This is a genomic window from Nostoc sp. NMS4 (assembly GCF_017115095.1).
GTDB lineage: Bacteria > Cyanobacteriota > Cyanobacteriia > Cyanobacteriales > Nostocaceae > Nostoc.
Window position 1 is genome coordinate 1 of sequence record NZ_JABXKI010000284.1, and the last position, 20,584, is coordinate 20,584.

20 protein-coding genes are annotated in these 20,584 nt (G+C 40.1%); 10 read left to right on the forward strand and 10 right to left on the reverse strand.

The annotated features are described in order from the left end of the window. The first annotated feature begins 220 nt into the window (after positions 1 to 220). The gene (locus tag HWQ37_RS26795) at positions 221 to 2,440 is read left to right on the forward strand and encodes an FUSC family protein (RefSeq protein ID WP_292753272.1); all 2,220 of its coding nucleotides are present in this window, start codon (positions 221 to 223) and stop codon (positions 2,438 to 2,440) included. A 271-nt stretch (positions 2,441 to 2,711) separates the two neighbouring features. Here HWQ37_RS26795 and HWQ37_RS26800 read toward each other — a convergent pair whose 3' ends face one another. Then, positions 2,712 to 2,942 (reverse strand): addiction module protein, encoded by a 231-nt coding sequence (locus HWQ37_RS26800; protein ID WP_292753275.1) that lies wholly within the window; start codon positions 2,940 to 2,942, stop codon positions 2,712 to 2,714. 90 nt (positions 2,943 to 3,032) lie between these two features. Next, positions 3,033 to 3,701, reverse strand: a complete 669-nt coding sequence (locus HWQ37_RS26805; RefSeq protein ID WP_292753278.1) for a cadmium resistance transporter — start codon at positions 3,699 to 3,701, stop codon at positions 3,033 to 3,035. A 693-nt stretch (positions 3,702 to 4,394) separates the two neighbouring features. On the opposite strand from HWQ37_RS26805, the gene HWQ37_RS26810 reads away from it, so the two are divergent. Further along, the gene (locus HWQ37_RS26810) at positions 4,395 to 5,534 is read left to right on the forward strand and encodes an aliphatic sulfonate ABC transporter substrate-binding protein (RefSeq protein WP_292753281.1); all 1,140 of its coding nucleotides are present in this window, start codon (positions 4,395 to 4,397) and stop codon (positions 5,532 to 5,534) included. Between the two features lie 109 nt (positions 5,535 to 5,643). Here the strand turns inward: HWQ37_RS26810 and HWQ37_RS26815 are convergent, their stop codons facing one another. Together HWQ37_RS26815 and HWQ37_RS26820 are read right to left on the reverse strand one after the other, a co-directional pair. Then, on the reverse strand, positions 5,644 to 6,381 hold the full coding sequence (locus tag HWQ37_RS26815; RefSeq protein WP_292753284.1) for an SDR family oxidoreductase: 738 nt from the start codon (positions 6,379 to 6,381) through the stop codon (positions 5,644 to 5,646). Between the two features lie 144 nt (positions 6,382 to 6,525). Then, positions 6,526 to 7,191, reverse strand: coding sequence for a phosphoribosyltransferase (locus HWQ37_RS26820; RefSeq protein WP_292753288.1), 666 nt, complete (start codon positions 7,189 to 7,191; stop codon positions 6,526 to 6,528). A gap of 806 nt (positions 7,192 to 7,997) precedes the next feature. Here HWQ37_RS26820 and HWQ37_RS26825 point away from each other — a divergent pair. Next, on the forward strand, positions 7,998 to 8,501 hold the full coding sequence (locus HWQ37_RS26825; RefSeq protein WP_292753291.1) for a hypothetical protein: 504 nt from the start codon (positions 7,998 to 8,000) through the stop codon (positions 8,499 to 8,501). Positions 8,502 to 8,627: 126 nt separating this feature from the next. Here HWQ37_RS26825 and HWQ37_RS26830 read toward each other — a convergent pair whose 3' ends face one another. Further along, on the reverse strand, positions 8,628 to 8,858 hold the full coding sequence (locus HWQ37_RS26830) for a hypothetical protein (protein WP_292753293.1): 231 nt from the start codon (positions 8,856 to 8,858) through the stop codon (positions 8,628 to 8,630). A 390-nt stretch (positions 8,859 to 9,248) separates the two neighbouring features. Further along, complete coding sequence (locus HWQ37_RS26835) at positions 9,249 to 10,040, reverse strand: ion transporter (RefSeq protein WP_292753296.1); 792 nt, start codon at positions 10,038 to 10,040, stop codon at positions 9,249 to 9,251. Between the two features lie 88 nt (positions 10,041 to 10,128). Here HWQ37_RS26835 and HWQ37_RS26840 point away from each other — a divergent pair, with 88 nt between their 5' ends. Then, positions 10,129 to 10,554: a nucleoside deaminase gene (locus HWQ37_RS26840; protein ID WP_292753299.1), complete on the forward strand. Its 426-nt coding sequence runs from the start codon at positions 10,129 to 10,131 to the stop codon at positions 10,552 to 10,554. A gap of 427 nt (positions 10,555 to 10,981) precedes the next feature. Here HWQ37_RS26840 and HWQ37_RS26845 read toward each other — a convergent pair whose 3' ends face one another. Both HWQ37_RS26845 and HWQ37_RS26850 read right to left on the reverse strand, forming a co-directional pair. Next, the gene (locus tag HWQ37_RS26845; RefSeq protein WP_292753303.1) at positions 10,982 to 11,644 is read right to left on the reverse strand and encodes a response regulator; all 663 of its coding nucleotides are present in this window, start codon (positions 11,642 to 11,644) and stop codon (positions 10,982 to 10,984) included. Further along, entirely contained in the window at positions 11,644 to 12,909 is a 1,266-nt protein-coding gene (locus HWQ37_RS26850) for a sensor histidine kinase (RefSeq protein ID WP_292753307.1), read from the reverse strand. The genes HWQ37_RS26845 and HWQ37_RS26850 overlap by 1 nt, the downstream gene beginning before the upstream one ends. 349 nt (positions 12,910 to 13,258) lie before the next feature. Between HWQ37_RS26850 and HWQ37_RS26855 the strand changes: the two genes are divergently transcribed. The 4 genes from HWQ37_RS26855 to HWQ37_RS26870 all read left to right on the forward strand — a co-directional run bounded on the left by HWQ37_RS26855 (position 13,259) and on the right by HWQ37_RS26870 (position 15,411). Next, a complete protein-coding gene (locus HWQ37_RS26855; protein ID WP_292753309.1) occupies positions 13,259 to 13,783 on the forward strand; it encodes a Spy/CpxP family protein refolding chaperone in 525 nt (174 codons plus the stop codon). A 72-nt stretch (positions 13,784 to 13,855) separates the two neighbouring features. After that, on the forward strand, positions 13,856 to 14,377 hold the full coding sequence (locus tag HWQ37_RS26860; protein ID WP_292753312.1) for a Coq4 family protein: 522 nt from the start codon (positions 13,856 to 13,858) through the stop codon (positions 14,375 to 14,377). A 176-nt stretch (positions 14,378 to 14,553) separates the two neighbouring features. After that, positions 14,554 to 14,796 (forward strand): regulatory protein SipA, encoded by a 243-nt coding sequence (gene sipA, locus HWQ37_RS26865; RefSeq protein ID WP_292753315.1) that lies wholly within the window; start codon positions 14,554 to 14,556, stop codon positions 14,794 to 14,796. Positions 14,797 to 14,853: 57 nt separating this feature from the next. Then, the gene (locus tag HWQ37_RS26870; RefSeq protein WP_292753318.1) at positions 14,854 to 15,411 is read left to right on the forward strand and encodes a peroxiredoxin; all 558 of its coding nucleotides are present in this window, start codon (positions 14,854 to 14,856) and stop codon (positions 15,409 to 15,411) included. A gap of 33 nt (positions 15,412 to 15,444) precedes the next feature. Here HWQ37_RS26870 and modA read toward each other — a convergent pair whose 3' ends face one another. Continuing rightward, positions 15,445 to 16,239 carry a molybdate ABC transporter substrate-binding protein gene (gene modA, locus HWQ37_RS26875; protein WP_292753321.1) on the reverse strand — a complete coding sequence of 265 codons (795 nt, stop codon included), beginning with the start codon at positions 16,237 to 16,239 and terminating at the stop codon, positions 15,445 to 15,447. A 94-nt stretch (positions 16,240 to 16,333) separates the two neighbouring features. Between modA and HWQ37_RS26880 the strand changes: the two genes are divergently transcribed. Beyond that, positions 16,334 to 16,777 (forward strand): TOBE domain-containing protein, encoded by a 444-nt coding sequence (locus tag HWQ37_RS26880; RefSeq protein ID WP_292753324.1) that lies wholly within the window; start codon positions 16,334 to 16,336, stop codon positions 16,775 to 16,777. Between the two features lie 255 nt (positions 16,778 to 17,032). Here the strand turns inward: HWQ37_RS26880 and HWQ37_RS26885 are convergent, their stop codons facing one another. Beyond that, entirely contained in the window at positions 17,033 to 18,064 is a 1,032-nt protein-coding gene (locus HWQ37_RS26885; protein WP_292753326.1) for a TauD/TfdA dioxygenase family protein, read from the reverse strand. A 597-nt stretch (positions 18,065 to 18,661) separates the two neighbouring features. Between HWQ37_RS26885 and HWQ37_RS26890 the strand changes: the two genes are divergently transcribed. Beyond that, positions 18,662 to 20,269 carry a glycosyltransferase family 39 protein gene (locus HWQ37_RS26890; protein ID WP_292753328.1) on the forward strand — a complete coding sequence of 536 codons (1,608 nt, stop codon included), beginning with the start codon at positions 18,662 to 18,664 and terminating at the stop codon, positions 20,267 to 20,269. Positions 20,270 to 20,584: the final 315 nt, after the last annotated feature.

The following is a 20,584-nucleotide window of genomic DNA, read 5'->3' on the forward strand; positions in this document are numbered from 1 at the left end:
ACGAACCGCAGAGGCGCAGAGAAGCCAGTGCGTTGGGCGGGTTCCCCGACTTGAAGCAACTGGCGCGACACGGAGAAATGAGAGTTGGAAAGATTTTGCGTAAGTCATAATTTATTTTTTGAAAAAGCTCTTACTTACTAGACTATGAATTAAAATAAGTCTGAATATATCAGAATATTAAGAAAAACTCGATAAAAATTTTGTTTTGTTAACAAAAACAATGCAGTTGAATCGAAGTAATTTCCTCCGGTTTCTGCTCCAATCAGAGCCAGGAAAACCAGCAATATCCAACGGCTTACGAGCTGTGTTAGCGTTGGGGGTTCCCATGCTAATTGGGCAACTCATCAACCAAAGGGAAAGCGGATTATTAATTGGTTTAATGGCTTACTTTGTCAACTTAGCGAATATTGGTGGCCCTTACCGAATCAAAGCTAAGGCGATGGCACAAGCTACTTTGGGAATAGCTATTTCAGTATTTGTGGGTACTCTAGTCTCTAAAGTTCCAGTACTAGCTGTAGTGCTGACATTTATCTGGGGACTTGCTTCTGGTTTTGCGTCGCTGTATGGTAATGCTGGTGCTAATGTTGGTCTGGTAGTCGGGATATCATTTATTACCACGATCGCACAGCCAGGAAACTTGGAAACTGCACTCATGCGATCGCTGCTATGCATAATTGCAGGTGGATGGGCGATGCTACTCTCCTTAGTAATGTGGCCTTTTAGACCTTACGATCCACTACGGATAGCTTTGGCTTCTTGCTTAAATGCGATGGCGCAACTCACCAGAGGTATCGCTGTAGGTAAAGTAGCAACAACTGAAAATATTCTCGAAGTTAGAAAGGCATTAGAAACAGCACGCACTACTTTAGGTACATTACGGATTGGCCAGTCGTCTCGGAGTTGGATGAATGAGCCGTTTTTGCTGCTAATTCAGGATGGCGATCGCTTACTTGGTTTAGTTATTGCCTTAACAGAATTACTAGAAACTCACTTTCAACAACAGCAATATCAGCCAGTCCAACAATTAGTAGACGATGCACTCGAACAAATATCAGTCATTCTTCAAGCCATCGCAAAAGTCATATCTCGCAAGTCTGCTAGCATCGACTTGGAAAATCTCAAGCGCATCTGTGAAGCTATAAAAGAACAAGAAAGTCTGCAAAGAAAAACAATTGCTGGAAGTGAAACAGACTACACAACCCTCGTTGCTTTCACTAACTTGGTGCTAACGCTCGAAAAGCTGATTAAGCAATTGCAATACACGGCTCAGACAGCTAAATCTCTGGCAGATCGGAGTAAAATGAGTCAACGAGATGTAGATAGACTTCTTTTATTTGAAGACGAACAGCGATCGCTCTTAAGTTTACTCAAAGAAAACCTGACCTTAGACTCAGCAATCTTTCGCCATGCTCTCCGTATTGGTGTGAGTCTAGCGGTAGGCGTAATATTATACACCGTTACCAACTTACCAATGGGCTATTGGGTAACACTGACAATTATGTTAGTCCTAAAACCAAACTTGGGTGCAACTTTCAAACGGTTTTTCCAGCGAGTTGGCGGGACGATTTTGGGAGCTGTCTTAGCTGCTATCCTACTTGCAACCATTACAAGTAAGCCTGTATTAGACATCATTATTCTGCTGACAGTATTTTTTGGCGTTTCCCTGATCGCTTTCAACTATGGATATTCAGTGGTTTTCTTGTCAATATTTGTCTTACTAATTATCGATATTGGTCATCCTATTAGTTGGCAATTTGCTGGCTTTCGGGTGTTGAATACATTAATTGGGGCGGGACTGGCTTTTGCGAGTCATTACTTTATATGGCCAAACTGGGAACGCGATCGTTTACCCAGTCAACTTGCTACGGCGCTACGCGAATGTCACAAATATTTTCGAGATGTGATGGCTGTTTACCAAGGCACAAAGGAACGTGACTCTACTATTATCAGTCAACGGCGACAAACTGGACTAGCAATTGGTAATGCTCAAGCCTCCTTCCAAGGATTGCTGCGCGAACCGAAAATGCACAAAGAATTAGTAGAACCAGTGATGACGCTGTTGCTGTATATGGGACGTTTTACTAACGCCGTCACAGTTTTAGCAGTACATCTCGAACATTTCCGAGGAACAGCGCCACTCCCGGAATTAGAAACCTTTGTCTATCAAATTTCGCTACTGTTAGAGCAGTTAGCTGATTCAATACAGCAGGGAATTACGCCACCGCCCTTACCTGACTTGGAAGAAATGCTGCAAAAAATCCAGCCGCACTTGCAAGCACTGCGTACAGCCCGAATAGAAGAACTAGCCGTCAATCAAGGACATACACCGATTCGTCAAGCAGTCATTGATTACAGCATATTAGATTTGGAGATTGACCAGATTGTGCGGCGGTTGACTGCGATGCACTCAGCAATGGTACGGCTAACATTAGGTAAATAAAAATAATGTTGGGTTTCATAGTAAGCTAGTGGTTTGTCAAATCTATTTTGACGGTTGGAGAGACGCGATAAATCGCCGTCTCTACAGAAAATTTATTCGTCAATTATTTCTTGACAGACTACTAGTATTTTTGTTAAACTTCAATATTTCTTTGTTTCCAGTAATTCGGTTTGCGCTTACTATGCGCGATCGCAATAACCCAAATAACTTCTTCAAGCTTCGTATAATAAATCAGATAGGGAAAACGTTGAGGCGTGAATAACAACAAACTTCACGAATACTTTTCTCGTAGCTCAGAAAAAACTTGAGATGATGGTTCTCCAATAGCTGTTTGGCAATTAACATCCTCCAACCGTTGGGTTAATTCCATATCCCAAGTAGTTTCTAGATTATCATCTATACCTTCATCTAGAGAATGAATTAAAAAGTAGGCAATTTCAGCACGTTCTTTTGCAGAAAGCTGAGAAAGTTCGAGTTTAAGTTTTTCCGCAGTTTCACTCATGCTTTGGAGTCTCCCCAATAATCCTAATTATAGGTTCAACTCTGCGATCGCAACTACTTTGTCAGCACTTAATACAAGTCGTCATCGCAGTCAACTGTTCGGTAGAAAAAGACGATAAGATTCGCTGTCCATCAAAATTCTGAAACCTAGCCACATCAGCACGAAGGGGAAAATCTTGCCAGCATAACGGCTGAGTATTAAGGCGATACCGGGTTGATGAGTCAAAGTATAGGACATAAATAGCCAGCAGCAAACAATGAAATAGCAAACTGGTACGATCACGGCCAGATTTTGAATGCTGCTGCTGGCAAATAAGGGTATATAGATCCCAAGATTGTTACCGCCGTTAGAAATTGTTACCGCAGAGACGCGATAAGTCTGGGGATCGCGAATTACGTCCCAGAGCGATCGCTTTCTGGAATCAAATCCTTTAAATTTAGAGTTTCTTTTTAAATTAGCTGATTTATCTTCGGCTGAATCATCCTTATTTAGGTTGAGCAAATTGTTCAAGCCAATGAGTATCGGCAGAATCCCCAGTAGACCAGTCCAAGTTGACGGAATTACTAGACCCAGTAAGAAACCAACTAAACTTACTATCACTAATGCCGTGAACCCGATAATTTCGCCAACCACAACATGCTGAGGACGAAAAGTCCGATTAACCTCACTGAAGAAGGCAGTTAGATAAATATTGTCGTCAAACGTTGTCGCCACAGCAGCAGCTAGCCCGATCTTAATTGTTGCAATTAACCAATCCATCACCATTCCTCACTCAACACCTATCCAATCAGCGAAACTAGCGATCGCTCAACCTTTGTGATCATCCCGACAATATCGAGAAATATTAATCTGAAAACGCGAGTTTCGCGCATCAAATTTGACTCGATTTCTTATTTATTCAACTTAGTTATAATACAATAATTACGTAGCAGAACTAATCATAGTATCAATGATACATTCTGCTACGTTTCCCTTAAAGTCCTTAACCTATATATACTAGACATATAAAATATTTGCGTAAGCCCTAATAATATATAATAGTAATTACGCATTGACAAGAAATATAAAATAGGTATGATTTCAAAAACCACACTGTAGGAGTGATTCATGAATTCTCCCCTACAATGTGGGTGTATTTACAATCAAAAAATGATGAATAAAAGCCTGAAAAAACCTATTTTGGGAAACGCATACCACGATCGATTTGTACAGTGCGTAAGTCATATATAACAAATAGCCCCAAAAATCTAACCCTCTGGCTGTATTCTCGTATATAACGCGCCATTCATTGCAAGCATCAACAAAGGAGTTATTATGATTAGCCGTTTGATTGACCTTTTGCGTAGATGCACAGGTCAAAACATCTTACGGTCGCTCAGATCAGCCACTCGTAGATCGGCTACCTACAGATTTGCAGTTAGATTTTGCCTCAGTCTTGTCTCGATTTTGGTCTTGACTATAGTTTTTCAGGGTCATGCTGTTGCCAATTCTGAATCTGGCAATCAGCTTTCCTCTCTGATGAATCAGTTCAAACTACCCAAAAGCTCCACAATCCAGTTACTCGAAACCGTGGGACTATTTGTCGGGGGCATAATTTTCTGTATAGTTTTGGATCGCTGGTTTTCTAACCGTTCCGATCGCTCTAGCAATACACCCTTAGCAGAGCAAGCACGGCGGCTCAAGCAACTCAAAATCGGATATCCAGAGGGAATGACAAATCTGGAAGTTCTTCAGACTCAAGGCTTGCTGGAAAATCGTTTGCGACCTTACGGGCTAAGTGTCATCTGGACAAGCTTTTTATCAGCCTCTTCTTTGATAGAAGCACTCAGCAATGGAACGATTGACTTCTGCGGTGGCGGCGGTACGGCCAGCATTTTCTCTCAAGCGGCGGATCATGTATTTGTGCGAGTGGCTAAGGAAAAATATACTGCTCCCAAAGGTCAAGCGATTCTAGTACCAGAAGATTCGCCAATTCAAACGCTGGCTGACCTAAAGGGTAAAAAGATCGCTTTTGACAAAGGCTCAAGCGCTCATTATGTGCTGGTGCGATCGCTGGCAAAAGTCGGACTCGATTTTAGTGACATCGAGCCAGTTTATCTGACACAACCAGAGGCGCTACCCCGATTCCGCCGGGGTGAAATCGATGCTTGGGTGATTTGGGTTCCCTACACAGCTACTCTTGCTAGAAGCGCTTACCCAGGGCGATCGATCGCAGACCTAGAGAGCATATTTGGCAACAAAGCCTCTGTAGAAGTTCCGACCTATTACTACGCAATTCCAGAGCTAGTACGCGACTATCCCGACCTGCTCAAGGTGATTTTAGAAGAGGTAAACGAAGCCGGAGCTTGGGCTAAGAAACAGGAATTAGAAGCGGTTCAACGAATGGCAGAACACCATGAAATCGACCCATCTATCCTTGGAACTTTACAGCAACGTAGTGCCGAACGCGCCATCATCCCGATTGACGATCAATCGTTGACTGCTCTACAGCATCAGGCAAATATATTTAGAGATTTAAATCTGATTCCTGAGCGGGTGAATGTGAAAGATGGAACTTACAGTTTGCAGACTAAGCAAAATTGGACTTATTAATTTGACACTGAAAATTTAGTAGAGTTTTGGTTTTTAAACGCAGAGGGACGCTAAGGAAAGCGCAGAGGTACGCAGAGTTTTTTGAAGTTCTTTGTGTTCGGTGAGGATGTCAAAGTTCTTGACGTGTCGGACGGATGATCATTTCATTCACATCAACATCACTGGGTTGCTCAATGGCATAAGCGATCGCTCGGGCAATGGCATCTGCATCAATGGCGATCGCGTAAAGTTGATTAATTCCTGCTGCTGTGTTTTTATCGGTAATGGTGGTAGTCAACTCAGTCGCAACGGCTCCTGGTGAGATATTAGTCGAACGGATTTCACCATTTGACTCTAGTCGCAGCCCTTCAGAAATCGCTCGCACTGCGTACTTGGTAGCACAGTAGACTGCTGAACCCGGAAATACCTTATGTCCAGCGACTGAGGATAGGTTGATGATGTGACCAGATTTTTGCTGACGCATAATCGGCAACACGGCAGCAATTCCATAGAGAACGCCCTTAATGTTGATATCGATCATCCGATCCCACTCATCCACCTTTACTTGGTCGAGGGGAGAAAGCGGCATCAATCCGGCATTATTGATTAGCACGTCGATCCGGCTGTATGTACTCAAAGTTTTCTGAGCTAAGGCTTCCACCTGTGCGCGATCTGCTACATCCGTTACTTGGTAGTTTGCAGTTCCTCCTGATTTAGCGATCGCTGCCACCAATTCTTTGAGCCGATCTTCGCGGCGGGCGGCTAGCATCAATTTGGCTCCACTAGCAGCAAGTCGCTTCGCAGTCGCTTCACCTAAACCACTGCTGGCTCCGGTGATGATTATCACTTTGTTTTGAATCTCAGACATCTTGATTAATAGGGGTTTTTGAGTGTGGGTTATCAAACATTGGGTGCTGTTTCAGACGAAATCAGCATTATTCAACCATATCAACTAGTTTGCACACTCGCTCAACGTTTTTGTCTCGGCAGCGTCAATAATCCGAACTGCGATCTAGATACCAAGAGGTATTGCGTCACCGTTCCTTGCCGCTTTTGCGAGTAAATAGCAGACTTCTTCATCGGTAGTTTGCGGAAAGTTTTCGTACCAAAGACCAACGCTGTGGAAAGGATTAGGTCGCAAGAGGCAAACGATTTCGTCTACTTCAGTTTCTAACTCTTGGCAAGTTTCAGGTGCAGCCACCGGCACAGCGATCGCAATCTGAGCAGGTTGTTGTTTTCGCACAGTTACAACAGCAGCCCACATCGTTGCACCCGTGGCTAAACCATCATCTACCAAGATGACTGTGCGTCCTTCTAAATCTATTAAGGGGCGATTTTGGCGATAAAGCCGTTCCCGCCGCTCTAACTCCCGTTCTTCTTGCACCGCTACCCTGGCAATTACTTCATCGGATATCTTCACCAGACTGATAATATTTTTATTGACTATCCGCACACCACCAGAAGCGATCGCTCCCATCGCTAGTTCTTCTTGATCGGGTACACCCAATTTACGCACCACTAAAACATCTAAGGGAGCATTTAACGTTTTGGCAACTTCAAAGGCTACGGGTACACCACCCCTTGGTAAACCTAATACTAAAACATCTGGGTCATTAGCATAAGCAGTTAACTCCTTAGCCAAAGCTTGACCCGCAAACCGCCGATCTTTAAATAGCATGGTGTGATATTCCTAATAATTATTTTCCCAAAAATTATTAAATAAATATTTACTTAATAGTTTTTTAATGGCTATCAACCTTAAACAATGGATTAAATTCCAAACTTGTTGTTATAGTCAGATGTTCTGAACTGATCTTAGAAAGCTAAATATTCCCTGTCCTCCACTAACGGAGCGACATCTTCAATCTACAAGTTATATCAAATGGATGAGTTAGCTTTAATCCAACAAGATTTCTGCATCTTGGGCTGACACTATTTTACTACTCCACACTCAATATACCTCGCAAAATGGCTTATTGAGAAGACAAAGTGACGCGGTGAACTATAGCTGTAGGGGGTTTACTGCTGTAGGTAACTGGTGTTAGCGTGAAGCAAAGTTACAGTACAGAAGGGTGACATGGAAAAACTCAATGTTTAAGTAGCGTATATTTGAAAACTGCTATAAGTTTTCCCACTTCCCGATCTTTACTGTTAGACTTTTACTGAGTATTTTTTTACTCTATGTTAAGAAATAATTACTTAATCGCTAGCAGATGCAAAAATCTATGAAAATACAGTAATAACTCAATTGCTAATTCTTCACGTCTCCCCTGTTACTGAGATTGTGTTGATATTATCTTTACATTATTCCTAGATTATGAATATGAGATAATGCACCATCTGCTTGTTCGTTATATAATGCTTAATATTACAGAGAAAAGGTCATCAAAGTTACCCATTTAACACTTTAAAATAAAAATTAATAGGGTAGAATTACTGAATATAGCTCAACTATTGTGAAAATCAAAAGCAGGGGTGTTTTTAATGATCGGCTTAACTAATTCAGAAAACGGCACAGTTAGCAGCACAGCAGCCACTAAGAGGCTGGCAAGGGCGATGATGGTTTCTGGTGGAGAGTTTTCACTGTTATTGGCGTGTTGTAACTGTGTTCAAAGACAGCAGCAAGTGCTGAATTTGTTAACAGAATTTTCATCAGCAGATATCCAAGAAATTTCGCTCTCACCTACGGCTGACAAATTATACACAGCCATTGTAAGTGAAATTGGTACTAATCAACCCGAAGCTTTGATGGTAAGGGGTTTAGAATCTGTAGTGGCAATCAACCAACTGATTATTAGTACTAATATCATGCGAGATGAGTTTCGGAAACAGTTTCAGTTCCCTTTGGTGTTGTGGGTTAATGATGAAATTCTGCGTAAGTTAGTCTGGCTAGCACCCGATTTCAAAGACTGGGCAGCTAGTACTATTAGATTTGATGTACCTAATAATCAGTTAATTCAATCTGAGCAACAACCCATCAGCGCCTAATATTGCCTGGGGTTACTCTCAAAATTTCTAAAATTACTTTTATTGAACAGAATTCAGAAGTCAGAATTCAGAAGTCAGAAGTCAGAATGAATTTTGTACGACAGCTAAAGGTCTAACCCTTGCCGACTATTGAATTTGTTGCCTAAGCGATGGTGTTAAGATCATTATTCCTCTAACAATCTCTTCAGGGGTAGCTGTACCATCGATTACCTTTGGTGTAATCGCCATAACTTCTAAAGCTAGGTTTGTGGGAATTCCCTTGGCTTCTAGACGCTTCAATTCTAAAACGTCAACGCCTACCGCCAATCCATCCAAATATTCTTCTACAGTAACTCCCAAATTTTCAATCTCTAACATAAGTATAAAAGCCTCTTTTTAGATTATTAACTATTAAAGCTTATTAAGAAACTTGGTTAGTATACTCTCAATAGTCATTGTCAGCCACACAAATCCCTTTACATTTAATATTATTCGTAGCGGTGCGCTGACAATGAGAACATAGAACTTTTTCGTTTTCTGTTTCTTGATTTATTTTTATACTAGTGTTTGCTGTCAGAGAGTCTTTTTCCGCTTGGTGTTTTACAGTCATAAAAATGTAAATATTTTCTGTTTTGCGGTTTATACTTTACGAAGAAAGAGAATTTTTGCAGGAGGCGATCGCGCTTTTCTTCCTCTGTCAATTATTCTACTTCAACAGCACTAATTTCCAAGGATTTTGGATAACGCATATTTAATTTTACCAGATATCTAATCAATCTTGCGACTAGGTAACTTAGTCCCGCACCTCTGACAAAACCCAGCATTTACATCATGGAAAGCCAAACCACAACTTGAACAAACTATTTCTACCTGATTAGCAGTTTTCACCACTCGCTTAATTAAATCTCCCACTTGCCAAGGAATCAGTGCAATTCCGGTAAAAATCATTAATACTGTTAGCAAGCGTCCTAATTCCGAAATGGGAATAACATCGCCAAATCCCACAGTTGTCATTGTGACAACAGAAAAATAGAATGCATCCAAAAATGTACCATAATTTTTAGGATTAACCGGATGCTCGACTTGATAAATTAAGCCAGAGTAAATAAAAACAATTGCAAATAATGTAAATAATATTCGCGCAAAAATCATCCCGTCTTCAGTGCTGATACTAGCGAATAAAAACTTTCTATCTATAAATCTAATTAATCGTAAAATCCGAAACCATCGTAATAGGCGAATAAAGCTAATATCCACCATTCCTAGAAAAAATGGTAAAATCGCCATTAAGTCAATAATCGAATAAAAGCTAAAAATATACTTAATTTTGTTTTCCGCACTCCACAAGCGGAGGGAATATTCCACCGCGAAGATGATAACGATCGCAATATCAGCTACATTTAACTGAAACCGCATATCATCAGGAATATTATATGTTTCTACCACAAAAATTCCTGATGATATTAGCACCAAAGAGGCAAGTGTTAAATTAATCGCTTTACCTATTGGTGTTTCCAGGTCTTCTAAGTAAAATTCTGTTTCTTGTCTGCTCAGTAACATATTCGACCATTAATTAATCTTAATTCCCAGTTATAACATTAGAAATACGATATTATTAACACTTATCCTTATATTAACTCCAGCTTATATGAACCCAGAATATTTTATGCGTTTAGCGTTGGCAGAAGCAAAAAAGGGCGATGCGCCTTACGGTGCAGTAATTGTTAAAGATAACGAAGTCGTTGCCGTAGCTCATAATACTGTGACAAGAGACAACGATCCATCAGCCCATGCGGAAATAAACGTTATTCGTAGTTTAACAGCTAAACTGAAAAAACCCTCTTTAGAAGGTTATAGCATATATACAACTGGCGAACCTTGTCCAATGTGTGCAACGGCTTGTGTTTGGAGTGGTTTATCAGAAATTGTATATGGTGCTTCAATTCAAGATTTAATTACTGTAAATCAATCACAAATTAGTATATCTTGTGAAGAAGTAATTGATAAGTCATTTAGGAATATCAAAGTCACAAAAGACGTTTTAAAACATGAATGTTTGGAGTTATTTAAATAAGCTATCAAAAAACTTATTTTTAGAGTATCCCTTTCAAAGTAACTCTAAAAATCTCGTTCTTTCTCTTTGTACCACAGACACTTTGCTCAAGTCGGCAAACTTTCGCAAGTAAGTATCATTCTCTGTGCAGCTGCGGTTTAAAAGTAATTTCTCTAATGAATATTCATTTATTTATGTCAATGCGTAATCCCTAAAAGATTCGCGTATATTTCATAGTTTTCTGGATCATAGCAGCAAAAAATTATTCTTTGTGGACGACCATTCTTTTGTAGCTGTTCATCAGTTTGGTTAAGGTGATGAGCGATCACATTTCTAGCGATCACCTGCTTTGTGCTGATTTATTCAATCATTTCTTGTCTACTTTATTAATGCGTAAGTTATGATTTTTTTATTTGTATAAGTAGCTCGTTAAAGAATTACGAATTATTTAACTTGGCTCATTCAAATAGGATAAATATGTATTTGCCCAAATCGCGGCTTGAGTGCGATCGCGCAAATTCAACCTGTTTAAAATATTTGTAACATGATTTTTTACTGTTCCCTCAGAAATGTAGAGTTCGTGAGCAATTTCTCGGTTACTAGCACCTGTAGCAATTAACCGCAAAACCTCTTTTTCTCTAGGGGTGAGTTCCATTAAACTAGATGGTACAGGCGGTGACTGGGTTGATGCAACATGAGAGAACTTAGTCAACAGCTTTTTAACTATACCTGGCCCTAAGTGAGTATATCCTTTATGAACAGCACGAATAGCAACAGCTAATTCTTCTGATGGTGTATCTTTCAATAAATAACCCATTGCTCCATTTTTTAAAGCTGCTGATACATATTCATCATCATCAAAAGTCGTTAGTACTAAAATCTTAGTTTTAGGAAAACGTTTTTGAATCTCCAGCGTGGCTGCAACTCCATCCATAATTGGCATTCTGATATCTAGCAATATTACATCTGGCTGAAATTCTGCAACAGAATTAATCGCTTGTTCGCCATTTTCTGCTTCTCCAACTATTTCTAAATCTGGTTCTAGTTCCAATAATGCTCTTAATCCTTGACGAATTAAACTTTGGTCATCTACCAGCAATACTTTAATCATTATGTTAACCTTGTTAATGGAATATTAACTATAATTTTGCAACCAGAGCCAAGAGCGCTATTAATATTAAATTTACCTCCAAGTGCTAAAGTGCGATCGCGCATACTATGAAGTCCAAAACCAGTAGTATTTTGCTCTATATCAAAACCTCTACCATTATCCTGAATTATCAATCGCAAATTGCCTTTAATCGTAGTAAGTTCTAATTTAACCTGTGTGGCATAAGCATATTTAGATATATTAGTCAAAGATTCTTGAGTAATCCGGTAAATAGCAGTATTTATTTCAGGTGGTAAAGAATATTCCAGATTAATTTGATAAATTGGTAAAATACCATTTGAGCGATGAAAATTTTCTGAAAGACTAGCGATCGCAGCTTCTAAAGATTGTTCTTGTAAAGGATTAGAACGCATAGTAGAAACAGATTGGCGGACATCTTTTAGCGCTTTCGATCCTAATTCCTTCGCTGTGGCGAGAAATGTTTCAGCCTTACCTGGATTAGATTGCCATAGTTTTAAAGCAGTTTCTAATTGCAGATTTAAAGCAGTCAGAGAATGTCCTAATGAATCATGAATTTCACGGGCAATGCGGTTGCGTTCTTCTAAAGTAGCTTGATTTTCAATTCGCATAGCATATTGACGGAGTTTTTCGTTAGCGATCGCTAATTTTTCTCGACTATACCGTTCAGATAATACTGCATTCATCATCAACAATACAAAAACTAAGCTTAAGCCAAATACCAGCGACGAATTCAAAATCAGAAATCGATATCGTTCTTGTGCTTGTGGTGATGCTTGAAAATTGAATAACTGGTATTTTAATTGTGTAGTAACTAAAAATAAGGTAAATGACGAAATTGTAACAAACAAACGTCCATTTAACTGAAAAATCAGACAACTACGAGTGACTAAAATTATATAGAGAAAGGGAAAAAGCCGAGCAAATCTCTCACCAAAAAGCCCAATTATTAAAATTAATATAATTTCAATTGCTGTATAGATTACCTTAGCTCTCTGGCTATTTCTGGGTAATCTTAAGCCCATTGCCGCAAAAATAATCAGACTATAAACTGACAGTTCTGGCAAAATACTACAAACTGACAAATCTGGAAATACACCGCAAATTGATAGTTCTGGAGGCTTGGGACGAAAACGCCGTAACGGAGGTGGTATAACAGCTGTCAATGCGGTGATCGCCAGTAATGTCCACTCCAGATAAAGCAGAGATGGAAAAGGATGTTTCTTAATTTCAATTGGACTACTCATTAGTCGCGTTGCTCCAGTTATAAGTTATGAGTTAGGAGTTAGAAGTTAAGAATTCCGAAGATTTAAACAAAGGTTTTGACAGCTTAAATTTTTCGCTGAGTAAGAAATAAAAAGTAAATTAAAGGAACAAAACCGTTAGTTAATCAGCTAAAGAATGACTTATAAATTCATCATAATCAAAATTTTCATAATTTATAACTCCTAACTTCTAACTATTTATTGTCAATCATGTTTGTCAAAATTCAATCATGACTTTAGTCATGGGTATAACCATGACTTTCTCCTCATGTAACTGCTAAAGATAAGTTCTTATGATGGTGGCATCCAACCAGGAAAAACCCACCAGACCATGAAACTCAAAGCATTATCGCTAGTTGCTGGAGCGATCGCCTTAACTTTAACTGCAACCTCCTTTGCTGTTCACGCTCAAACAGCCTCTCCTTCAACCGTCTTACTTGCACAAACTCCACATAAAGAAAGAGGCCCTTGGAAAGACCTGGGACTAACAGATACCCAAAACGCCCAAATTGAGACAATTCGCCGCGATAGCCGCACCAAATTTGAAGCAGTTTTGACCCCAGAACAAAAAGCAAAATTAGAGGCGGCAAAACAAGCGCGTCGGGCTGAGTGGCAAGCACGTAAGGCACAGGGGCAAACAGGTGAAGGTCAACGCCAACCAGGTGAGCATCATGGTCGCAAAAAAGGTGATTTTGGTGACTTAAATCTGAGTGAAGCACAAAAAACCCAAATGCGACAAATCCGCGAGTCTGAAAAACAACAGATTCAAGCGGTCTTAACCCCCGAACAGCGCCAAAAATTGGAGCAATTCCGTCAAAATGCTCCTTCGCGTGGTCAACAAGGTAATCCTCAATAATCATCTATCAAAAAATAATAATTCTGGGGTGGGCAGTACTCGCCCATCTCAATCCCAAAATAGATACAGATTATGATGCAACCCTTTGCGGCTTCCCCAAATCCCAGTCCTCGTCTGCAACAAGTTTTAGATGTACTCGATCGCATCGCCCAAGCGCAGGGGCGAGATGTTCCCCAAATTGTGGAAATAGAGAAATTGCGTTTCCTCCCGACTGGCACTTTTGGCAAAACTTGGGCAGACTTCCTTAATGAACATAATTTAAAACCCTTTACTACAGGTAGCCGCCGTAAACAACTCCATGACGGGGTTCACGTCCTCACAGGCTATGGCACAGATTTCATTGGCGAAGCAGAAATACAGGCATTTTTATTAGGAACCAAATTTAGCATAACTAACTTGATGTTAGGGTTAGGACTGTTGCGACTCATTCATAAAAACCTAAATTCTCGACAAGAATTTACCTGGGGCAGACTTTGGCAAGCATACCAACGCGGTTGTCACTCTCACTTTGACCCAGATACTTGGCAACCAGAATTACTCTGGCACTTACCCTTGGCTGATGTCCAGGTATTGTTTTCTATAGTCAAAAATTAATAGACAAAAATTATATAGACTTCTTGCAGAAGATGCGGAAAGGGGAAAAACTTCATCCCCTTTCCCTTTCCCTATTTTGAGTGCTGAGTTCTGAGTTCTGAGTTCTGAGTTCAATTTAGTAGACTTTCAAGATAGTTTTGAGTTATGAGTTAATCAAAACTCCTAGCTTGATTAAGATGTCCAAGGAATTCGCAATTGGTAGTAAAGTCCGTGTTGTAGCGCTACCAGCCTACGTTAAAACTGCTGAACCTATGCCCATGCTACGCCCACCCAATGTAATTCACATTGGTGAAGAAGGTATAGTCATTGACCGCAGACCTGGTGGATATTGGGGTATTCGCTTTACTAGGGGGGCTTTTCTCCTAGATAGTCAATATATCGAAAGCACGGATACCCCTGCCGAATCTCACTTAGAATGAGATTTGTGGCAACTAAGAATTGTAAACTTGTGTAAAGTTGTGATTCTGGTTTACACCATGATTTCTCGCCGCACTTTTTTAAGCATATTATTTGCCAGCTGTATTTCTGTCATCAGCTGGCTGAATTTTACCTCTGCTGCTAATGCTCTTGGTGGTAAACTTCCGGCAATTAATCAAGCCGCCCCAGAGTTTAGTTTGCCAACCAACACAGGTGATGGCAAAATTTCACTCTCTGACTTGCGTGGTAAATGGATAGTTCTGTACTTTTATCCTAAAGACTTCACCTCTGGTTGTACTATAGAGGCTCGTCGTTTTCAGCAAGACTTACCCCAATACCTCGAAAAAAATACCCAAATTATTGGCGTTAGTGCTGATGACATTGATTCTCACGCTAAATTTTGTGATTCAGAAGGGCTAAAATTCCCCTTGTTGGCTGACACTGATGGTTCAGTGAGTAAAGCTTACGGTTCGTGGCTCGGCTTTTTATCTATGCGTCACAGTTTTATCATCGATCCTCAAGGTGTCTTGCGCGAGACTTTTGTTAAAGTCAACCCAACTGTTCACAGTTCAGAAGTGCTGGCAAGACTAGAAAAATTACAGTCCACAGCTTCTTAAATCTCAATTAACAAGGGGCTTAAGCCCCTTGTTTTAAGGCACAATAAACCCATATTTTTTGAGTACAGTTTTGACTTCACTGCCAGATAGAAATTGGACAAATTCTTTGGCAGCAGAAGTATTTTTACTGCTTTTAATTATTGCTACTGGATAGACAATCGGTGAGTGAAATTTATCATCAGCAGCGACTACGACTTTTACCTTGTTGGAAATTCTGGCATCAGTGGCATAAACTAAACCTGCTTCAGCGTTACCACTTTCTACGGCTGCTAAAACTTGACGCACATTGTTAGCAAAAACTAATTTTGATTTGACGCGATCGTAAAGTTTCAATTTCTTCAAGACTTGCTCGCCATATTGACCGGCGGGTACGCTTCTGGGTTCACCGATCGCAATTTTTTTAATCTTACTATCTGTTAAATTGTAGAAGCTATTGATGCCAACAACATCCTGAGCCACAATCAAGACTAGACGGTTATTTGCCAGGTTAGTACGGCTACCTGGTAGCAATAGTCCTTTTTGTTCCAAGGCATCCACTTGCTTTTTGCCAGCAGAAATAAAGATATCGGCTGGCGCACCTTGCTCAATCTGTTGCTGCAAAGCACCAGAAGCCCCAAAATTATAACTAATATTGATATTTGATTTACTTTGTTGGTACAAAGGCTTAATTTCTTCCAGTGCCTCTTTTAAGCTGGCAGCTGCGGACACGAGTATGTTGGTGTTCGACTGTGCTATTACAGGAGAAGGATTAACCAATGGTAAACCAATTGCTAGCAGCAAGCCAGCGATCGCTATACCCACGAAGCCAAAAATTTGTCTTCTTTTCATAGAAAAGGCGTTTGAAAGGTTTCTTACATAAAATTGATGCTAGGTAAAATAGTACCAAAGATACCAACATTTGACCAACTAAATCGGTAAAATTATGCCTAGAAAAGAACAAGGGTGGGTGACATTCCAAACCTCAGAAGAGGAGCGAAAGATTTTGGAAGAGTTTTGTGGTCAGTCTCAGCGGACTAAGACCGAAATTCTCCGAGAACTGGTACGTGGTCTTAATCAACACTCTTTACCATCAAACTTACCATCATCCATGAACACAGATGAAAAAGATATCTACACTCAAATGCCTGAGATAGAAATTAGTCTTGAAAAGAAACCACTCAAAGTTAGCTCTCGCAATATTCTCAAAGGTGTTGTTAAGCGAGTTGTTACTGGAGCCGTTAATAGTGAAGTAACGCTAGAGATTGTTCACAAAGTTGAGTTAACTTCAATTATCACCAGAGTATCGGTAGAAGAGTTGGATTTATCTGAAGGGAAAGAGGCTTATGCTGTTATTAAATCCAACGATATAGTTATTGCTAGGGAATAGATTAACAATTCAAAATTCAAAAATAAAAAACTCCACGCCACTTACGGGATGGAGTTTTTTTTTGGGCATGGAGGAGAGTCACCAATGCCCTTTGGGAGTGCTGTTAGCAGTAGCGGGGCGTTTAGCCCGTGCTGAGTTAGGAAGTTAGGAGTTAAAGTAGAGACGCGAAAAATCTTTGTCTGTACAAGAGTTAGGAGTTTTGTTTATCTCCTTGTCTCCCTTTTCTCCCTTGTCTCCTCCAATGCCCAATAGGGCTTATGAAAGCGCTGGTACTGCTTCCAGTTTCTCAGCTTTGTTCTTCAATACAGTTGGTAGTTCGCTATTGAACGCTTCACCTTCAACCACTTGCGATCGGAAACCATCTGGCCCAACTGGAACATCGCCTGTGATGGTGGTGCGATAGAGGACGCGCTCAACTTCTAGATGATCCAAGTCTTGAGGGGCTAAATGGGAGGTGGCACGGTTGTCCCAGAAAGCGATGTCACCGTTGTTCCAACGGAAGCGGGTAGTGTATGCAGGTTTGGCGATCTGGTTGAAGAACAACTCAAGCAGCAGGTCACTTTCTTGTCGTGATACGTCAAGGATGTGCGAGGTGAAGCCAGGATTGACGTATAATGCACGTTCACCAGTCTCAGGATGAACCCTTACTACTGGGTGGATTGAAACCAGGGGATTGGCTGCGATGCGCTGGGCAATCTTGCTGTTACTGGGGAAATTCAAACGCGCATTGAAACGATGTTCGGCTTTTAATGTGTCTGCCAACGCCCGTAGGGGTGCTGACAGACCTTCATAGGCTGCGACTAAATTTGTCCATTGTGTGTCACCACCGAAGCTAGGGACATTAACTGCACGCAAAATCGATGCCGCAGGTGGGTTGACAACTGCTGTGACATCGGTGTGCCAACGGCTCTCGTAGCTGGAACGGCGCAGACCATTACGCCGCTCGTAACGGCTGCGGTCAATGGGCAAGATTTCTGAGAAGCCTTCAATCGGCTCATCTTCGTGGGGATGCGCGTAGGTAACTTCGCCGAAACGAGCCGTGAACGCAATCTGTGCGGCATGATCGATGTTTTGACCGCGAAAGAACACGACTTTCCACTTCAATAGTGTTTGACGAATTTCTTTGACTGCATCATCGTGCAAAGGACGCGACAGGTCTATGCCACTGATTTCAGCACCGATGAAACCGGCTACTTGCTTGACCTCAATGTGTTTGTTGCTCATGTGAATTCTCCATAGTTTGCTTGATAGGGCGGCGATCGCACTCGTCAGATATATGGGTTGCACTTAATGGCACATACCAAAGGAAGCGATCGCAGTTTAAAACATCATACTATAAATCGATCGATTTGCCGTAGTATTAAATCACCGTATTTTAGACTGCTGCAACAATGGTGGATTTGTTACAGAGCAAGCATTGAGTCTTCGCTGCGAATGCCTTTTTTTGGAACCTATGGCGACTTACTTAGGCTTTTTGTGCTTTTTACTACTTGTATCAGCATTTATAGTAATTTTATATAAACTTTATGAAATCTTTTCATTTTTAACATAAGTATTTTATTCTTTGATGAATTTATACTGTAGAGTATGACAAAGAAACAGTTGTATTTACTACAAGTATAAGGTTGCAAGAAGCTGCAAAATATTTAATTATTCTTTGGAGATAGAAAACTTTTAACTAGAACCTTCATAGACGATTCAATACTAGATTAATCAGGAAAAAATACCTTGTATTTAATTTGTAAAGTAGATAAATCCTAATTTTAGTCCACTCCCCTATTTAGAAATACTAATTTGCTTTTTCCATTTGCAACAGGTTAATAACAAATTAAAATTTGCCTTTTTACCAACGTTAATTAAGGCTTTGAGGAGATTGAAAAATACATGAGATTATCACAGAGAAAAACGCAATTATCACAGAAATCGACTATTTCTAAATATTGGTTACGTTTTTTTATCATCATCTTGTTAGTAATAGGTGTATTTTTTCGCTTCGTCAATATTGACAAAAAACTTTATTGGGGTGATGAAGTTTTTTCATCATTACGCATATCTGGCTATACGCAGTTAGAAATGAGGGAGCAATTAAGTAATGGTCGTTTGCTCGGCATAGAAGATTTACATAAATACCAGCATCCTAATCCTGATAAAAATGCAATTGATACAATTAAAGGGGTTATTCTAGAAGACTCGCAGATTTTGCCACTATACATCTTGATGACCCGGTTTTGGGTAGAGTGCTTTGGTGATTCTGTAGCAGCGATCAGAAGTTTTTCAGCATTTATTAGTCTGCTGACGTTTCCTTGTATTTATTTGCTATGTCAAGAATTATTTGAGTCTTCATTAGTAGGGTGGATAGCCATCGGGTTGGTAGCCGTTTCACCTATTCATGTCGTGTACGCACAAGAAGTACGGTCGTACAGTTTATGGATAGTAACTATTTTAATATCGAGCATAGCACTGCTGCGAGCTATGCGCCTTAAAACAAATGTTAGTTGGTTAATTTATGCAGCAACATTATCAATAGGCTTTTATACTCATCTATTTTTTACCTTGGTTGCTTTATCACAGGGAATTTATGTAGTTGCAATCGAACGCTTCCGATTGACTAAAACATCAATTTATTATCTGCTATCATCGCTTGCAGCATTTATAACTTTTGTGCCTTGGATTTGGATTATTATTACCAATCCTCAGCCAGAATCAGTAGCTTGGACAAATACTAAACAAACAGTATTTATGTCAGTTACAAGGTGGGTTGGTATCTTTAGTCGTGCGTTTATTGATTTAAATATTACTCCTAACGATCCGGGAAAGCTTAAGTTTGTCTTAATTCCTGTGATTTTAATTCTTTTAGCTTTAATCAGCTACTCAATTTATTTTGTGTGTCGAAGAACCTCTAAGGAAGTTTGGTTATTCGTCTTAACCTTGATTGGAGCTGTAGGGCTTCCTCTACTGGTGACAGATTTTGTCTTTTTAAAGCGGTACGCTACTAGTCGATACACACTTCCTTCCGTTTTAGGGATACAGTTAGCTGTTGCTTACTTATTTACCACTAAGATTACGTCTATTTCTACTAAAGCTTGGCAAAAAAAGCTTTGGTCAATTGTAGCGCTGATAGTAATTATGGGCGAAGTTGTATCTTGCATAGTTCACACTCAACCGCAGATTTGGTGGAACCAAGTTCCTGAAAAATACCAAGCATATCCTCAAATGGCTAACATTATTAATCAAGGTAATAAACCGCTTTTAATTAGTGATGAGGATAATATTATTCCACCACTACAAGTACTTAGTAACTTAATCGATCCAAAAGTGCAATTTCAAATTGTCGCAAATAATCAGTTACCAGAGATTACTAATGGTTTTAGTGACATATTTTTGTTCTTGTTCGAGCCGTCTGATTTCTTAAAAGCTGGAATTGAAAAAGTTTATAATTCCAAGTTACAACAGGTAAGCCCCTTTCTCTGGAAAATAACAAAACCTAATTAAACTAGGACTTACGCACTCATGACGAAAAACTAAGAGGATGTTTGAAAAGTCTCACATAACACATTAACTTTGACGTTACCCCCCAACCCCCCTTGTAAAGCTACGGTGTACACATAAGTCTGAAATAGCTGATTAACCAGGGTTTTACCCCACCCTAACCCTCCCCTTGCAAAGGGGAGGGAACTAGATTTTCCGGTTTCCCCCCTTTACAAGGGGGGATTAAGGGGGGTAATTCGACTTGTGTATACACGGTAGCCTTTTCCAAGGGGGGATGGTGCGAACTAAAAGCAGATAGTTGGTATTTGAATATTGCTG

Coding starts and splice junctions, on each gene's coding strand:
- HWQ37_RS26795 (WP_292753272.1), top strand. CDS start 221: ATGCAGTTGAATCGAAGTAATTTCCTCCGGTTTCTGCTCCAATCAGAG.
- HWQ37_RS26800 (WP_292753275.1), bottom strand. CDS start 2,942: ATGAGTGAAACTGCGGAAAAACTTAAACTCGAACTTTCTCAGCTTTCT.
- HWQ37_RS26805 (WP_292753278.1), bottom strand. CDS start 3,701: ATGGATTGGTTAATTGCAACAATTAAGATCGGGCTAGCTGCTGCTGTG.
- HWQ37_RS26815 (WP_292753284.1), bottom strand. CDS start 6,381: ATGTCTGAGATTCAAAACAAAGTGATAATCATCACCGGAGCCAGCAGT.
- HWQ37_RS26820 (WP_292753288.1), bottom strand. CDS start 7,191: ATGCTATTTAAAGATCGGCGGTTTGCGGGTCAAGCTTTGGCTAAGGAG.
- HWQ37_RS26825 (WP_292753291.1), top strand. CDS start 7,998: ATGATCGGCTTAACTAATTCAGAAAACGGCACAGTTAGCAGCACAGCA.
- HWQ37_RS26830 (WP_292753293.1), bottom strand. CDS start 8,858: ATGTTAGAGATTGAAAATTTGGGAGTTACTGTAGAAGAATATTTGGAT.
- HWQ37_RS26835 (WP_292753296.1), bottom strand. CDS start 10,040: ATGTTACTGAGCAGACAAGAAACAGAATTTTACTTAGAAGACCTGGAA.
- HWQ37_RS26840 (WP_292753299.1), top strand. CDS start 10,129: ATGAACCCAGAATATTTTATGCGTTTAGCGTTGGCAGAAGCAAAAAAG.
- HWQ37_RS26845 (WP_292753303.1), bottom strand. CDS start 11,644: ATGATTAAAGTATTGCTGGTAGATGACCAAAGTTTAATTCGTCAAGGA.
- HWQ37_RS26850 (WP_292753307.1), bottom strand. CDS start 12,909: ATGAGTAGTCCAATTGAAATTAAGAAACATCCTTTTCCATCTCTGCTT.
- HWQ37_RS26855 (WP_292753309.1), top strand. CDS start 13,259: ATGAAACTCAAAGCATTATCGCTAGTTGCTGGAGCGATCGCCTTAACT.
- HWQ37_RS26860 (WP_292753312.1), top strand. CDS start 13,856: ATGATGCAACCCTTTGCGGCTTCCCCAAATCCCAGTCCTCGTCTGCAA.
- sipA (WP_292753315.1), top strand. CDS start 14,554: ATGTCCAAGGAATTCGCAATTGGTAGTAAAGTCCGTGTTGTAGCGCTA.
- HWQ37_RS26870 (WP_292753318.1), top strand. CDS start 14,854: ATGATTTCTCGCCGCACTTTTTTAAGCATATTATTTGCCAGCTGTATT.
- modA (WP_292753321.1), bottom strand. CDS start 16,239: ATGAAAAGAAGACAAATTTTTGGCTTCGTGGGTATAGCGATCGCTGGC.
- HWQ37_RS26880 (WP_292753324.1), top strand. CDS start 16,334: ATGCCTAGAAAAGAACAAGGGTGGGTGACATTCCAAACCTCAGAAGAG.
- HWQ37_RS26890 (WP_292753328.1), top strand. CDS start 18,662: ATGAGATTATCACAGAGAAAAACGCAATTATCACAGAAATCGACTATT.